Annotated in this window: 13 protein-coding genes; 12 read left to right on the top strand and 1 reads right to left on the bottom strand. The window is 73.1% G+C overall.

Going from position 1 to position 14190, the window contains the following annotated elements; genetic code table 11:
- The first annotated feature begins 157 nt into the window (after positions 1–157).
- From P2424_RS28005 to proC, 11 genes are all read left to right on the top strand, one after another.
- Complete coding sequence (locus P2424_RS28005; RefSeq protein ID WP_276478450.1) at positions 158–1090, top strand: Ppx/GppA phosphatase family protein; 933 nt, start codon at positions 158–160, stop codon at positions 1088–1090.
- Between the two features lie 94 nt (positions 1091–1184).
- The gene (locus P2424_RS28000; protein WP_276478449.1) at positions 1185–2069 is read left to right on the top strand and encodes a sugar phosphate isomerase/epimerase; all 885 of its coding nucleotides are present in this window, start codon (positions 1185–1187) and stop codon (positions 2067–2069) included.
- Positions 2066–2758, top strand: a complete 693-nt coding sequence (locus tag P2424_RS27995; RefSeq protein WP_276478448.1) for a TetR family transcriptional regulator — start codon at positions 2066–2068, stop codon at positions 2756–2758. Before P2424_RS28000 ends, P2424_RS27995 begins: the two co-directional genes overlap by 4 nt.
- 185 nt (positions 2759–2943) lie before the next feature.
- Positions 2944–4797, top strand: a complete 1854-nt coding sequence (gene ilvD / locus P2424_RS27990; RefSeq protein WP_276478447.1) for a dihydroxy-acid dehydratase — start codon at positions 2944–2946, stop codon at positions 4795–4797.
- Positions 4798–4884: 87 nt separating this feature from the next.
- Positions 4885–5382, top strand: a complete 498-nt coding sequence (locus P2424_RS27985) for a hypothetical protein (protein ID WP_276478446.1) — start codon at positions 4885–4887, stop codon at positions 5380–5382.
- Positions 5383–5594: 212 nt separating this feature from the next.
- Positions 5595–6023: a winged helix-turn-helix domain-containing protein gene (locus P2424_RS27980; protein WP_276478445.1), complete on the top strand. Its 429-nt coding sequence runs from the start codon at positions 5595–5597 to the stop codon at positions 6021–6023.
- On the top strand, positions 6020–6310 hold the full coding sequence (locus P2424_RS27975) for a hypothetical protein (RefSeq protein WP_276478444.1): 291 nt from the start codon (positions 6020–6022) through the stop codon (positions 6308–6310). The genes P2424_RS27980 and P2424_RS27975 overlap by 4 nt, the downstream gene beginning before the upstream one ends.
- Positions 6311–6501: 191 nt before the next feature.
- Positions 6502–8712: an MMPL family transporter gene (locus P2424_RS27970; protein ID WP_276478443.1), complete on the top strand. Its 2211-nt coding sequence runs from the start codon at positions 6502–6504 to the stop codon at positions 8710–8712.
- 142 nt (positions 8713–8854) lie between these two features.
- Positions 8855–9667: an ABC transporter ATP-binding protein gene (locus tag P2424_RS27965; RefSeq protein WP_276479160.1), complete on the top strand. Its 813-nt coding sequence runs from the start codon at positions 8855–8857 to the stop codon at positions 9665–9667.
- A complete protein-coding gene (locus tag P2424_RS27960) occupies positions 9664–10401 on the top strand; it encodes an ABC transporter permease (RefSeq protein WP_276478442.1) in 738 nt (245 codons plus the stop codon). The genes P2424_RS27965 and P2424_RS27960 overlap by 4 nt, the downstream gene beginning before the upstream one ends.
- A gap of 168 nt (positions 10402–10569) precedes the next feature.
- On the top strand, positions 10570–11373 hold the full coding sequence (proC, locus tag P2424_RS27955) for a pyrroline-5-carboxylate reductase (protein WP_019354066.1): 804 nt from the start codon (positions 10570–10572) through the stop codon (positions 11371–11373).
- 30 nt (positions 11374–11403) lie between these two features.
- Here proC and P2424_RS27950 read toward each other — a convergent pair whose 3' ends face one another.
- Positions 11404–12078 carry a DedA family protein gene (locus P2424_RS27950; RefSeq protein WP_276478441.1) on the bottom strand — a complete coding sequence of 225 codons (675 nt, stop codon included), beginning with the start codon at positions 12076–12078 and terminating at the stop codon, positions 11404–11406.
- 110 nt (positions 12079–12188) lie between these two features.
- Between P2424_RS27950 and P2424_RS27945 the strand changes: the two genes are divergently transcribed.
- Positions 12189–13904 (top strand): histidine kinase, encoded by a 1716-nt coding sequence (locus P2424_RS27945; RefSeq protein ID WP_276478440.1) that lies wholly within the window; start codon positions 12189–12191, stop codon positions 13902–13904.
- Positions 13905–14190: the final 286 nt, after the last annotated feature.

The following is a 14190-nucleotide window of genomic DNA, read 5'->3' as shown; positions in this document are numbered from 1 at the left end:
CGCGGCCGGGGCGGGACGCGCACACCGCGCTCGGAGCGCGTGCCGCGGCGGGCTGCCGCGGCCGGGAGAACTCCCGTACCGTCGGCCGGGAGATGCCCCGGGGCCTACCTGGAGGTACCCGCAGCGGCGGACCGGTGAGGAGGCTAGCGTGCTGGGTATGAGACTCGGTGTCCTCGATGTGGGATCCAACACGGTTCATCTGCTCGTGGTGGACGCGCACCCCGGCGCCCGGCCGCTCCCGGCGTACTCCCACAAGACGGCCCTGCGGCTGGCCGAACTCCTGGAGGCGGACGGGTCGATCAGCGAGGAGGGCATCGACCGGATCTGCGCCACGCTCGCCGAGGCGTTGCAGATCTCCGAGGACAAGGGGGTCGAGGCGCTGCTGCCGTTCGCGACCTCCGCGGTGCGCGAGGCGGCCAACGCGGAGCGGGTGCTGGACCGCATCGCCACGGAGACCGGCGTCAAGCTGGAGGTGCTCTCCGGCGCCGACGAGGCGCGGCTGACGTTCCTCGCGGTGCGGCGCTGGTTCGGCTGGTCGGCGGGGCGCCTGCTGGTGCTGGACATCGGCGGCGGTTCGCTGGAGATCGCCTACGGGCTGGACGAGGACCCCGACGCCGCGGTGTCGCTGCCGCTGGGCGCCGGACGGCTCACCTCCGGCTGGCTGCCCGGCGACCCGCCCGACCCGGAGGACGTGCGGGCCCTGCGGCGGCATGTGCGTGCGGAGATCGCCCGCACGGTGGGGGAGTTCAACCGTTTCAGTCCGCCCGACCACGTGGTGGCGACCTCCAAGACCTTCAAGCAGCTCGCCCGGATGGCGGGTGCCCCGCGCAGCGCGGAGGGCCTCTACGCCCGCCGGGTGCTGGGCCGGGGGGCGCTGGAGGAGTGGGTGCCGAAGCTCGCGGTGATGCCCGAGCAGGAGCGCGCGGCCCTGCCCGGGGTCTCCGAGGGCCGGGCCCGCCAGCTGCTGGCAGGCGCCCTGGTGGCGGAGGCGGCCCTGGACCTGTTCGCCGTCTCCGAGGTCGAGATCTGCCCGTGGGCGCTCCGCGAGGGCATCATCCTGCGCCGTCTGGACCGCCTCCGGACGGTGTGAGGCCCGCGCGTGGCAGTCGTCGGTGTGGCTGGGCCCGGGCCGGGCGGCGGGGGCCGGTCCCTCACGGGTGGCGAACCGCGCTTAGGGTGGCTGGGTGGGCATCGAAAGCGTGCGGGTCCCCCAGGCGAAGATCGCGCTGTCGACGGCCTCGGTGTACCCGGAGTCGACGGCCGCGGCCTTCGAGATCGCCGCGCGCCTCGGCTACGACGGCGTCGAGGTCATGGTGTGGACCGATCCGGTCAGCCAGGATGTCGAGGCGCTGCGGCGGCTGTCCGACTTCCACGGGGTGCCCATCCTTGCCGTGCACGCACCGTGTCTGCTCATCACGCAGCGTGTCTGGTCCACGGATCCGTGGACGAAGCTGGTCCGCGCCAGGGCGGCGGCCGAGACGCTCGGCGCGTCCACCGTCGTGGTGCATCCGCCGTTCCGCTGGCAGCGCAGCTACGCGCGGGAGTTCGAGCGCGGGGTGTGGCGGATGGCGGACGAGACCGACGTGCGGTTCGCGGTCGAGAACATGTACCCCTGGCGCTACCGGGATCGGGAGATGCTGGCCTACGCGCCCGACTGGGACCCCACCCGGAACGACTACCGGCACTTCACGATCGATCTCTCGCACACGGCGACGGCCCGCAACGACACCCTCGCCATGGTGGACCGGATGGGCGACCGTCTGGGGCATGTGCACATCGCCGACGGGAGCGGCTCGGCCAAGGACGAGCACCTGGTCCCGGGGCGGGGCGCACAGCCCTGCGCGGAGGTGCTGGAGCGGCTGGCCGCCCGCGGGTTCGACGGCCATGTGGTCGTCGAGGTGAACACGCGGCGTGCCATGTCGGCGGCCGAGCGCGAGGAGGACCTGGCGGAGGCCCTGGCTTTCACCCGGCTGCACCTCGCCACCCCGGGGGCCGCTCCGGGCGACGGGACCGGCGAGCAGGGCGGCCGGAGGGCCGCCGGGCGCCGGTCGGGCCGGAGGAAGGCATGAGCGGGAGCTCCGCCGCCGGGGAGCCGGCGCCCGCACCCCGCAGGCGGGGCCGCCCGGCGCGGCGTACCGCCGAGGACGGGCCCGGAACGCGGGAGCGCATCCTGGCGTCGGCCCGGGGCGAGTTCGCAGAGCACGGTTTCGACAAGGTCTCCGTCCGGGCCATCGCGCGTGGCGCCGGGGTGGACGCGGCGCTGGTCCACCACTACTTCGGTACCAAGGAGCAGGTGTTCGCCGCCGCGGTCGAGGGCGCCATCGCACCGGTGCTCATCGTCCCGGAGCTGGTCCGGGAGACCGCGCTGGACGCCGTGGGGGAGACGGTCACCCGCAGGTTTCTGGAGACCTGGGACGATCCCGCGACCCGGGAGCCGTTGCTGGCGATCGTCCGCTCGGCGGTCAACAACGAGCGGGCGGCGGCCGTCTTCCGGGGGCTGCTGACCCGCAATCTGCTGAGCCGGCTGGCGGTCCAGCTCCGTGAGCCGGACGCGGAGCTGCGGGTCTCGCTGGCGGCGTCCCAGCTGGTCGGTGCGGCCATGCTGCGGTATCTCATCTGCATCGAGCCGCTGGCATCCGAGCCGCTGGCGGCCGTGACCGCGCGGCTGGCGCCGGTGATCCAGCACCATCTCACCGGGCCGGACCCGGCGGACGATCCGGGTCCGGGGGGCGGCCGCGGGCTGCGGACCACTGGCTGAACCGGCTTCCGTCCACCATCCGGACCCCCTGTCCGGATCCTGAGCGGTAGGCGTACGCTCGGAGGTTCCACGTACCGCACGATTCCCTCGTACGGCACCGTGCATCTCGGATCATCTCGGATACGTACCGCAGCGGTCGCCGGGCCCCCGCCGTGGTGGCCGCCCGCACCAAGGGAGGGGCAGTCATGCCCGAGCTGAGGTCCCGCACCGTCACCCACGGACGCAACATGGCGGGGGCACGCGCCCTCATGCAGGCGTCCGGTGTAGCGCGCGAGGACTTCGGCAAGCCGATCGTCGCGGTCGCCAACAGCTTCACCGAATTCGTGCCGGGCCACACCCATCTGCAGCCGGTGGGCCGGATCGTCAGTGAGGCGGTCAAGGCCGCGGGCGGCATCCCGCGCGAGTTCAACTCGATCGCGGTGGACGACGGCATCGCCATGGGACACGGCGGCATGCTCTACTCGCTGCCCTCAAGGGACCTGATCGCCGACTCCGTCGAGTACATGGTCGAGGCGCACTGCGCGGACGCGCTGATCTGCATCTCCAACTGCGACAAGATCACCCCCGGGATGCTGATGGCCGCGATGCGGCTCGATGTGCCCACCGTCTTCGTCTCCGGCGGGCCCATGGAGGCCGGCCGGGCGACGCTGGTGAACGGCACCGTCCGCAAGCTCGATCTGGTCGACGCGATGTCCGAGGCCGTCAACGACAAGGTCTCCGACGAGGACATCCTCCGCATCGAGGAGAACGCCTGTCCGACCTGTGGCTCCTGTTCGGGCATGTTCACCGCGAACTCCATGAACTGCCTCACCGAGGCCCTCGGCTTGGCGCTGCCCGGCAACGGCTCCGTGCTGGCCACCCACACGGCGCGCAAGGAGCTCTACGAGACGGCGGGCCGCACGGTGGTGGAGATCGCCCGGCGCTACTACGACCAGGACGACGCGAGCGTCCTGCCGCGCAACGTCGGCTCCCGCGCCGCCTTCGAGAACGCCATGGCCCTGGACATCGCCATGGGCGGCTCCACCAACACGATCCTGCACCTGCTGGCCGCGGCGCAGGAGGCCGGGCTGGAGTTCACGATGCACGACATCGATCAGCTCTCCCGCGCCCTGCCGTGCCTGGCCAAGGTCGCCCCGAACGTGGCACCGGGCGGCACCTACTACATGGAGGACGTGCACCGGGCCGGCGGGATCCCCGCCATCCTGGGTGAACTCCACCGCGGCGGGCTGCTCAACGAGGACGTGCGCACCGTGCACGCCGACTCGCTGGAGGAGTGGCTCAAGACCTGGGACATCCGCGGCGACTCGCCCGCGCCGCGGGCCGTGGAGCTCTTCCACGCCGCGCCCGGCTGCAAGCGCTCCGCCGAGGCCTTCTCGCAGTCCGAGCGCTGGGAGTCGCTGGACACGGACGCGGCGGGCGGCTGCATCCGCGACGTCGAGCACGCCTACTCCGCCGAGGGCGGGCTGGCGGTGCTGTACGGCAACCTGGCCGAGAACGGCTGCGTGGTGAAGACCGCGGGTGTCGACGAGTCGATCCTCACCTTCACCGGCCCCGCCGTGGTCTGCGAGTCCCAGGAGGAGGCCGTCCAGAAGATCCTCGACAAGACGGTCAAGGAGGGCGACGTCGTCGTCATCCGCTACGAGGGCCCCAAGGGCGGCCCCGGCATGCAGGAGATGCTCTACCCCACCTCCTTCCTCAAGGGCCGCGGGCTGGGCAAGGCCTGCGCGCTGATCACCGACGGCCGGTTCTCCGGCGGCACCTCGGGCCTGTCCATCGGCCACATCTCGCCGGAGGCGGCGGGCGCCGGCACGATCGCGCTGGTGGAGGACGGCGACCCGGTCGTCATCGACATCCCCGAACGGCAGCTGCGCCTGGACGTCCCCGAGGAGACGCTCGCCGCCCGTCGCGAAGCGCTGGCCGGCCGGTACGCGCCCGTCGCCCGCGAGCGCAAGGTCTCCACCGCGCTGCGCGCCTACGCGGCGATGGCCACCAGTGCCGACCGGGGCGCCGTCCGCGACGTGACCCAGCTGGAGCGCTGACGCCGGGAGGGCGGGGCCCGGGGGCACCGAGCCGCCGGGCCGGAGGGGCCCGGAAGCGCGGCGCGGCTCCCGGGCCATAATCGAGACGTGCCCCAGGACCACAGAACCCCCGACGCACCGGCCCCCGAACCGCTCCGCTTCTACGGCACCACGTGGGTCGACCACTCCGGCGGCTACCGGCTGCGCCGCGCCGGCCTGGGGGTGGGCGCGGTGCTGGCGGCCGCCGCGGGCGCGGTCGTGCTGCGCTTCGCGTACCAGGGCGTGGTGCTGGCCGACATCGGGAGCTGGGCGAGCCTGCTGCTGGTCGCCGCGTTCGCGGTGTGCAGCGCGCTGGCGTTCTCCCGCACCCTCACCTCCTACAGCCGCCGCCCCGACGAGCGCGACGCGGCGGCCGAGTCGTCGATGCGCAGCATCCGGCTCATCGGCTTCATCGGGGTGCTGGTCGCCTACGCGCTGCGCAGCTGTGTCGAGGCCCCCGGCGAGAAGCTGCACCGCGCCGAGTACGAGGCGGCCCGCGCCCGCCACGAACGGCAGCGCGGCGCCCGCACCGGGAACCCCGCGCGCCGCCGGAAGGGCAAGCGCTGAGCCTCTCGGAACGCCGAAGCTCCCCGGCACTTCCCTTTTCGGCACTCCCGGCCACTCCCTGACGCTTCCCGGCTGCGGGAGGACCCCGAGGGTGCTCCCGCAGCCGTCTCAGGGGGAACCCTGAACTGCCCCGGACAGCGGTCAGTTGCGCTCGACACCCCGTTCCGTCACGTGTCAGATTCTTCTTACACACCCGAGGGAGAGGGGCCGCGGTGGGCGCGATCGAGGCCCCGTCCGGAGACGAGCTGCTGAAGGTTCTGGCGGCGCTCGGCAATCCGCACCGGATGCGGATCGTCGCGGCGCTTGCCGCGGGCCGCAACTACGTCAGCGGGCTCGCCCGCGAGATCGGCATGAGCCGTCCGCTGCTGCACATGCACCTCCAGCGGCTGGAGGCCGCCGGCCTCGTGGTCGGCACGCTGGAGCTCTCGGACAGCGGCAAGGCCATGAAGTTCTTCGAGGTGGCGCCGTTCGGCTACGCCCTGACCTCGCAGACCGTCGCGGAGGCGGCGCACACCCTCACGGACCAGGGGCCGGACGGGATCCCGGCCCCGCCCCCGGGCGGTGGAGCGCGGGCCGGGACAGCGCGGAGCGGGACAGTGCAGGACGGACAAGCCTCGGACCAGAAAGAGGAAACGCAGTGAACGAGCAGCTCACGACCGCGGCAGAGGTCGATCCGGCCGGTATCTGGGCGGCGGCGCTCGGCACCGGAGGCGTCTTCGTCCTGCTGACCGTCATCGTCTGGCAGATCGCCGCCACCTGGCGGGCCCGCATGCTGGCCGCCCGCGAGGACCAGTACCGGGCGCTGACCGACAAGTACGCGCAGCTCCTGGAGGACAACGTCGAGCTGCACCGCCGCACCCTGGACGAGCTGACGCAGGCCCGGCAGTCGATCGCCTCGATGGAGAAGATGATGCGCGAAGTCGAGTAGAGCCCCGCAGCACCCCCGTACGGACTTTCCGGACTTCCCGGGCCCCGTACGGCCCCGTACGAGTCACCTCCGCCGCACCGCGGCGGCCACCGGCGCTCGTACGGCCGGGAGCGGCAACTCCCGGCCGTACCTGTGAGCGCGAGCATTCCGCGAACCCCTCGCGTCCCGCACCCACACCATGGAGGTTACCCATGCCTGCCCGCCCCCGACCCCCGGCCGGGAGTACCCCCCTGCTGCGCCGCCTGGCCACGGCCCCCGGCGGCAGGCGCGCCAAGTGGCTGGTCCTCGCGGCCTGGCTGATCCTCGTCGCGGCGCTCGGCCCGCTGGCCGGCAAGCTCGGCGAGGTCGAGGACAGCAGCTCCAACGCGTTCCTGCCCGGCAGCGCCGAGTCGGCCCAGGTCAACACCGAGCTGGAGAAGTTCCGCGGCGAGGACGAGATCATCCCCGCGGTGGTCGTCTACTCCCGCGGGTCCGCCACCACTCCGGCCGACGCCGCCGAGGCCCGCGCCGACCGCGCCGACTTCGCGCCGCTGGTGGCCCGGGGTGAGCAGATCGGCGGGCCGGTCCCGTCCGCGGACGGCAAGGCGCTGATGCTGGTGGTGCCGCTCTCCACCGCCGGGGACGACATCACCGGTGACGTGGAGAAGGTCCGCTCGGTCGCGGCGGCCAACGCACCGCCCGGTCTCGACGTCGAGGTCGGCGGCCCGGCCGGATCGCTGATCGACAGCATCGAGGTCTTCGACAACCTCGACTCCACGCTGATGCTGGCCACCGGTGCCGTCGTCACCCTGCTGCTCCTGCTCACCTACCGCAGCCCGCTGCTGTGGCTCGCCCCGGTGCTGTCGGTCGGCTTCGCCGCGGTCCTCACCCAGGTCGTCACCTTCGTGCTGGCCAAGTACGCCGCGCTGCCCGTCGACCCGCAGAGCGCCGGCATCCTCATGGTGCTGGTCTTCGGGGTCGGTACCGACTACGCGCTGCTGCTCATCGCCCGCTACCGGGAGGAGTTGCAGCGCCACGAGGACCGGCACGACGCGATGCGGCTGGCGCTGCGCCGCTCCGGCCCGGCGATCGTGGCTTCGGCGGGCACCATCGCCGTCGGGCTGGCCTGCCTGGCCTTCGCGGACATCAACTCCTCCCGCTCGCTGGGCCTGGTCGGAGCCGTCGGCGTGGTCTGCGCCCTGCTGGCGATGATCACCGTGCTGCCGGCTCTGCTGGTGGTGACGGGCCGCTGGATGTTCTGGCCGTTCGTTCCCCGCTGCACCGGGGCTCCGGCGGCGGAGGAGGCCGGGCAGCAGGCCACCCGTACGGTCTGGACCCGGATCGGCGCGCTGCTGGACCGCCGTCCGCGCTGGTCCTGGCTGATGTCCGTCGCCGTCACCGCCGTGCTGGCGCTGAGCGCGACCGGTATCACCATGGGCCTGACGAACGCGGAGATGTTCCAGGACAAGCCGGAGTCGGTGGTCGCCCAGGAGAAGCTCTCCGCGCACTACCCGTCCGGCTCCTCCGACCCGGCCACCGTGGTCGTGCGGACGGCGGCGCGGGCCGCGACCGAGCGGGCGGCCGCCGCGGTCCCCGGGGTGGAGTCCGTCGAGACCGCCGACCGCACCGCCGACGGGTCGCTGACCTCCCTGTCGGTCGTCCTGCGGGACGCGCCGGACAGCGCGGCGGCCGAGCGCACCGTCGACCGGCTGCGTACGGCGGTGCACCGGGTGGACGGGGCCGAGGCCCTGGTGGGCGGTACGACGGCGGAGTCGCTGGACACCCGGCGCGCCGCGGAGAGCGATCTGAAGATCGTCATCCCGGTCGTGCTCGCCGTCGTCCTGCTCGTCCTGGTGGCGCTGCTGCGCTCGCTGCTCGCGCCGCTGGTGCTGCTGGCCACGGTGGTGCTGTCCTACTTCGGGGCGCTGGGGGCCTCGCATCTGGTCTTCGCGTACCTGCTGGACTTCCCCGCCATGGACAACTCCCTCCCGCTGATGGGCTTCGTGTTCCTGGTGGCGCTGGGCATCGACTACAACATCTTCCTGATGACCCGGGTCCGCGAGGAGGTGGCGCTGCGCGGCCACCGCGCGGGGGTGCTGACCGGGCTCAGCTCCACCGGCGGGGTGATCACCTCGGCGGGCATCGTGCTGGCGGCCACCTTCGCGGTCATCGCCTCCATGCCGCTGGTGTCGATGGCCCAGCTCGGCGTGCTGGTCGGCATCGGCGTCCTGCTGGACACCTTCCTGGTCCGCACCGTGCTGGTGCCGTCGCTGGCGCTCGACATCGGGGCCCGCATCTGGTGGCCGAGCCGGCTGGGCCGGGCTCAGCAGCCGCCCGCCGGGTCCCGTGCTCCGGAGGAGGGCGGCACCGGGGAGGCCGGGAGCTCCCCGGATCCGGGGGGCCGGTCGCTGGAGCGCGTCTGACCTGACCGGCCGCCGACCGAGAGCGGCGCACCCGTGCCACCGGCGGTGCCGGTCCCCTGCAGCCACGCAGGGGACCGGCACCGCCGCTTTCCGTTCCGGCCGCTTGACGCGGCCGTACCGCCGCCACATAATTCATCACGTGATGAATAAATCTCCGCGCGGCTCCACCGAGCCGCCCACCGCAGACCCGGCCGCGGACCCGCCCGCCGTCCACGCCCGCGGCCTCACCGTGATCCGCGGCCGCCGCCGGGTCCTCGACCAGCTCTCCTTCGACGTCACCCCGGGCACCGTCACCGGCCTCCTCGGGCCCTCCGGCAGCGGCAAATCCACCCTCATCCGAGCCATCGTCGGCACCCAGGCCAAGGTCACCGGCACCCTCGACATCCTGGGCCGGCCCGCCGGCTCCGCACCGCTGCGCTCCCGCGTCGGCTACGTCACCCAGTCCCCCTCCGTCTACGCGGACCTGACCGCCCGGCAGAACCTCGACTACTACGCCGCGATCCTCGGCATCCCGCGCGCCGACCGCGCAGCCTCCGTCACCCGGGCCCTCACCGACGTCGACCTCACCTCCCACGCCGACGACCTGGCGGGCAACCTCTCCGGCGGCCAGTCCTCCCGCGTCTCCCTCGCCGTCGCCCTGCTCGGCAACCCCGAGCTGCTCGTCCTGGACGAACCCACCGTCGGCCTCGACCCCGTGCTCCGCCGCGACCTGTGGAACCTCTTCCACCGCCTGGCCGCACACGGCACCACCCTGCTGATCTCCTCCCACGTGATGGACGAGGCCGACCGCTGCGAACAGCTGCTCCTCGTCCGGGACGGCACCCTGCTCGCCGCCGACACCCCGCAGGCACTCCGCGAGGCCACCGGCAGCGACACCGTCGAGGACGCCTTCCTCCAACTCGTCGAATCCGCCCGCGCCGAACCCGCCGACCACCCCCTGCGAGGCACCCCGTGAACACCGCCCGCACCTTCGCCACCGCACGCCGAGTCCTGCGCCAACTCGCCCACGACCCGCGCACCATCGCACTGCTGCTGCTCGTCCCGGTCCTGCTGCTGGTCCTGCTCTACTACGTCTTCGACGCCGACCGGCGCTCCTTCGACAGCATCGGGGCCTCACTGCTGGGCATCTTCCCGCTGGTGACGATGTTCCTGGTCACCTCCATCGCCACGCTGCGCGAGCGCACCTCCGGCACCCTGGAGCGCCTGCTGTCGATGCCCCTGGGCAAGGCCGACCTGATCCTCGGCTACGCCCTGGCCTTCGGCGCCCTCGCCGTCGTCCAGGCGTCCGTCGCCACCGGCGTCGCGGTCGGGCTGCTGGATCTCGACATCGCCGGCTCGCCCTGGCTGCTGCTGCTCGTCGCCCTGCTCGACGCGCTGCTCGGCACGGCGCTCGGGCTCTTCGTCTCCGCGTTCGCCGCGTCCGAGTTCCAGGTGGTCCAGTTCATGCCCGCGGTGATCTTCCCGCAGATCCTGCTGTGCGGCCTGTTCGCCCCCCGCAGCAGCATGCAGCCGGCCCTGGAGGCGATCTCTGACGTGCTGCCCATGTCCTACGCCGTCGACGGAATGACGGAGGTGCTCAAACACCCCGACGCCACCGGGGACTTCGTCCGCGACGTGGCCGTCGTCGCCGGCTGCGCCCTCCTCGTCCTCTTCCTCGGCGCCGCCACCCTCCGCCGCCGCACCACCTGACCCGGACCGTGCGGGCCGCTCGACCGCCGGGGCCGGTCCGCGCTGTGGAACGGCCCCGCTACGGAGCGCGAACCGGTGCGAGGATGGGCACCGCGTCCACGAACGTGGACAGGGCGGACACGGACGGGCCCGCCCGACGCGCGCAACGAGGCACGAGGTGAAGCACCCATGACCCCCCAGAACGTCGCGGTCCTCGGCACCGGCAAGATCGGCGAAGCGCTGCTCTCCGGCATGCTCAGGGGCGGCTGGTCACCCGCCCGCCTGCTGGCCACCGCGCGCCGCCCGGAGCGCGCCGCGGAACTGCGCCGACGCTACGAGGTGGAGACCGTCGGCAACGCCGAGGCCGCCGCGCGCGCCGACACCCTCATCCTCACCCCCAAACCGCAGGACATGGCCGCACTGCTGGACGAGCTCGCCCCGCACGTCCCCGCGGACCGCCTGGTGATCAGCGGCGCGGCCGGCATCACCACCCGCTCCCTGGAACAGCGCCTCGCCGAGGGCACCCCGGTCATCCGTGTGATGGCCAACACCCCGGCCCTGGTCGACGAGGCCATGTCCGTCATCTCCCCCGGCACCCACGCCACCGAGGACCACCTCAAGCTCGCCGACGAGATCTTCGGCGGCGTCGGCAAGACCCTCCGCCTCCCGGAGAACCAGCAGGACGCGGCCACCGCCCTCTCCGGCTCGGGCCCCGCCTACTTCTTCTTCCTGGTCGAGGCCATGACCGACGCGGGCATCCAGCTCGGCCTCCCGCGCGACAAGGCGCACGAACTGATCGTCCAGGCCGCCGTCGGCGCCGCCACCATGCTCCGGGACAGCGGCGAACACCCCGTCACCCTCCGCGAGAACGTCACCTCGCCCGGCGGCACGACCATCAACGCCATCCGCGAACTGGAGAACCACCGCGTACGCGCCGCCTTCATCGACGCCATCGAGGCCGCCCGTGACCGCAGCCGCGAACTCGGCGGTTAGCCGCCCCGCCGAGCTGCCACGTACCGACGGCTAGCAGCGCTGCCCCCCGGGCTCGGCCGCCCGCACCCGGTCCGAGCCCGGCTCCCCGGGAGCGGACGCCCGAGCCCGCAGCCGCAGCCGGACCCCGCGGACCCCCTCGTGCACCAGCGTGATCGTGAACGCCAGGGCCAGCCCCAGCGCCACCCCGTACAGCGGCGTCTCCTCGAACGCGGTGCCGCCCGCATACCCCAGGCAGGCCGAGTAGACCGCCCAGCTCACCGCCGCGACGGCGTCGTACCGGGTGAACGACCGACGCGGGAACCCCGTCGCCCCGGTGGTGAGGGTGGCGGCCGTCCTCCCCCCGGGGATGTAGCGCGCCGCCACCAGCACGAGCCCGCCCCGCTCGGCCAGCATCCGCCCCACCCGCTCGTACACCCGATGCGCCCGGCTCCCCTTCCGCAGCCGCTCCCGGATACGCGCCCCCGACCGCCTGCCGAGCGCATACGAGATGTGGTCCCCGGCGAACGCACCGAGCGCCGCCACCACGATCACCAGCCCCAGCGCCGGATCGGCCTGTGTCGCCGCGAACACCCCCAGCGTGATCACCAGCGTCTCGCTCGGCACCACGGGGAAGAATCCGTCCAGCATCGCGATCCCGAACAGCGCCAGATACACCCACGGTGTACTGACGAAGCCCTCGACCGCGTGCACTATCGCCTCGTTCATGCCCCGGAACGTACGGAGCAGCGCAGCCGGCCCGCTGCGCACGATCGTCGCCGGGTGCCCTGCACTTTCGACAGAGGCCCCCGTAGGGGGCGCCGCGTACCGTGACCAAGGTGAACTCCCCCGTACACCCCCGCACCCGCCGGCCGGCCGGGCGCCTCGGGGCCGACCCTCCAACCGGTCGGCGAGGTGGCGTCCGGGACCGCCTGCGGGAGGCGCTGCGCCGTCGACGCGTCAGGGAGGCCCTCGCCGACCTGGCCCTGTGGCTGTTCATCTCCTACCCGCTCCCCTTCTTCACGGACCTCCCGCTCTGGCTGCGCGCGGTGGCCGCGCCGCTGTTCGCCCTCGCGGCACCCCTGAGCCGCCGGGCCCCGCTGGCAGCAGCCGCCGTGCCCGCCGTACTCAGCCTCGCCGCCACCCCCGAGCTGTTCACCAGCACCTTCTGCCCGGCTCTGGTCGCGCTCAGCTTTCTGCTCGGTCGCCGCGCGGAGGACGTGCGCCCTTCGATCGCCGCCGCCGTACTGCTGTGCGCGGCCGGACTCGTCTCCGCGCTCACGCTGCCGGGCGCCGACCTGTGGGACTGGTTCACACTGGTCACGACGGTCGTCTTCGCCGGGGTCCTGCCGTGGCTGCTGGGCCGCTTCCGCCGCCAGCAGTACGAACTCCAGAGCGCGGGCTGGGAGCTGGCCGCCCGCATGGAGCGGGAACAGCAACTGGTCGCGGAGCGGACCCGGCTGCGCGAACGGTCCCGGATCGCGGGGGACATGCACGACTCCCTCGGGCACGACCTCAGCCTCATCGCCGTCCGGGCCGCCGGGCTCCAGGTCTCCCGGGGAGTCGACGAGGACGCCCGCGCCTCGGCCGCCGAACTCCGGCAGGCCGCCGCCGACGCCACCGAACGCCTGCACCGGATCATCGGCCTCCTCCGCCAGGACACGACGGGGCTCCCGCAGGACGCCTCCGAGACCGTTCCGGAACTGGTCGGGCGCACCGCCGCCTCCGGAGTCGACATCGTCCTCCACCAGCACGGCACCGCCGCGGCGCCGGACGCCGCCACAGACCTGTCCGTCCCGCTGCCCCCGATGGTCGACCGGGCCGTCCACCGGGTGGTGCAGGAAGCGGTGACCAATGCGACGAAGCACGCGCCGGGTTCCGGCATCGCCGTCGACCTGCGCAAAGAAGACGACTGCCTGAGCGTGCGCGTTCACAACTCCGCGGCGCCGGACGCGCCGACGGATGCCGGGCCGCCGGCCCCGGAGAGCGGCTCCGGCACCGGCCTGATCAGTCTGGACGAGCGCGTCCGCCAGCTCGGCGGCACCTTCCGGGCCCGTCCCACCCGGGACGGCTTCGAGGTGACGGCCCGCCTCCCGCTCACCCCCGAGCCGCTTCCGCGTGCTCCCTCGGACGCGCTGATCGGCCCGTCCCGCTCACAGGAGCAACTGGCCCGGGCCCGCAGGCGCGTACACCGCGGCGTGGTCAACGTGCTGTGGATCCCGGCCGCCGCCACCGCGGCGTTGGCGATCCTGATGTACGGCTTCCAGATCTACACGTCACACGAATCGGTACTGCCCCGCGGCACCTACGACAGGCTGCGCATCGGCACCCCGGAGAGCTCCGTGGCACCGCGCCTGCCCGGCTACCAGTACGACGAGGAGACCCGGCCGTCCGGCGTTCCCCCGGACCCCGCCGACACCGACGAGTGCCGCTTCTACCGCACCGCCACCTTCGCCGACTCGCCGCTGTACCGGCTCTGCTTCCGGGACGGCAGGCTCTCGGCCAAGGACCGCGTCGCCCGGGAGCACAGCACCCGGGGCCGGGACGACCGTTGACGGAAGCCGGATCCGGAGCCGGAGCGCAGGGTCCGGTAGCGGGGCCCGATGGGGGAGCCGGCCGAGGCAAGGGAGAGGAAACCGGCAGTTGACACGGCGGCCATGGGTCCGTAAGGTTCCTCGGGTTGTCAGCGGCCGGTCACGGCTTCTGGTGACATCCTCCCGCCGTTCCGGCGGAACCTCTACTACTGAGCGCGCTCCCTTCGCGGGAGTCTGTTCGTCGTGCCTTGGCATGGTGAATTGCTTTTGCGGTTCGGCTCGATTTGGAGCCGGGCGGGGAAAGGCA

It is taken from the genome of Streptomyces sp. WMMB303 (assembly GCF_029351045.1).
Lineage (GTDB): Bacteria > Actinomycetota > Actinomycetes > Streptomycetales > Streptomycetaceae > Streptomyces.
The sequence above is the reverse complement of the archived record's forward strand: the minus strand, read 5'-3'. Positions and strand labels throughout refer to the sequence as shown.

Bases quoted from the DNA above. Each gene is read 5' to 3' on its own strand.
- P2424_RS28005 (WP_276478450.1), top strand. From the start codon at position 158: ATGAGACTCGGTGTCCTCGATGTGGGATCCAACACGGTTCATCTGCTC.
- P2424_RS27995 (WP_276478448.1), top strand. From the start codon at position 2,066: ATGAGCGGGAGCTCCGCCGCCGGGGAGCCGGCGCCCGCACCCCGCAGG.
- ilvD (WP_276478447.1), top strand. From the start codon at position 2,944: ATGCCCGAGCTGAGGTCCCGCACCGTCACCCACGGACGCAACATGGCG.
- P2424_RS27970 (WP_276478443.1), top strand. From the start codon at position 6,502: ATGCCTGCCCGCCCCCGACCCCCGGCCGGGAGTACCCCCCTGCTGCGC.
- P2424_RS27965 (WP_276479160.1), top strand. From the start codon at position 8,855: ATGAATAAATCTCCGCGCGGCTCCACCGAGCCGCCCACCGCAGACCCG.
- proC (WP_019354066.1), top strand. From the start codon at position 10,570: ATGACCCCCCAGAACGTCGCGGTCCTCGGCACCGGCAAGATCGGCGAA.
- P2424_RS27950 (WP_276478441.1), bottom strand. From the start codon at position 12,078: ATGAACGAGGCGATAGTGCACGCGGTCGAGGGCTTCGTCAGTACACCG.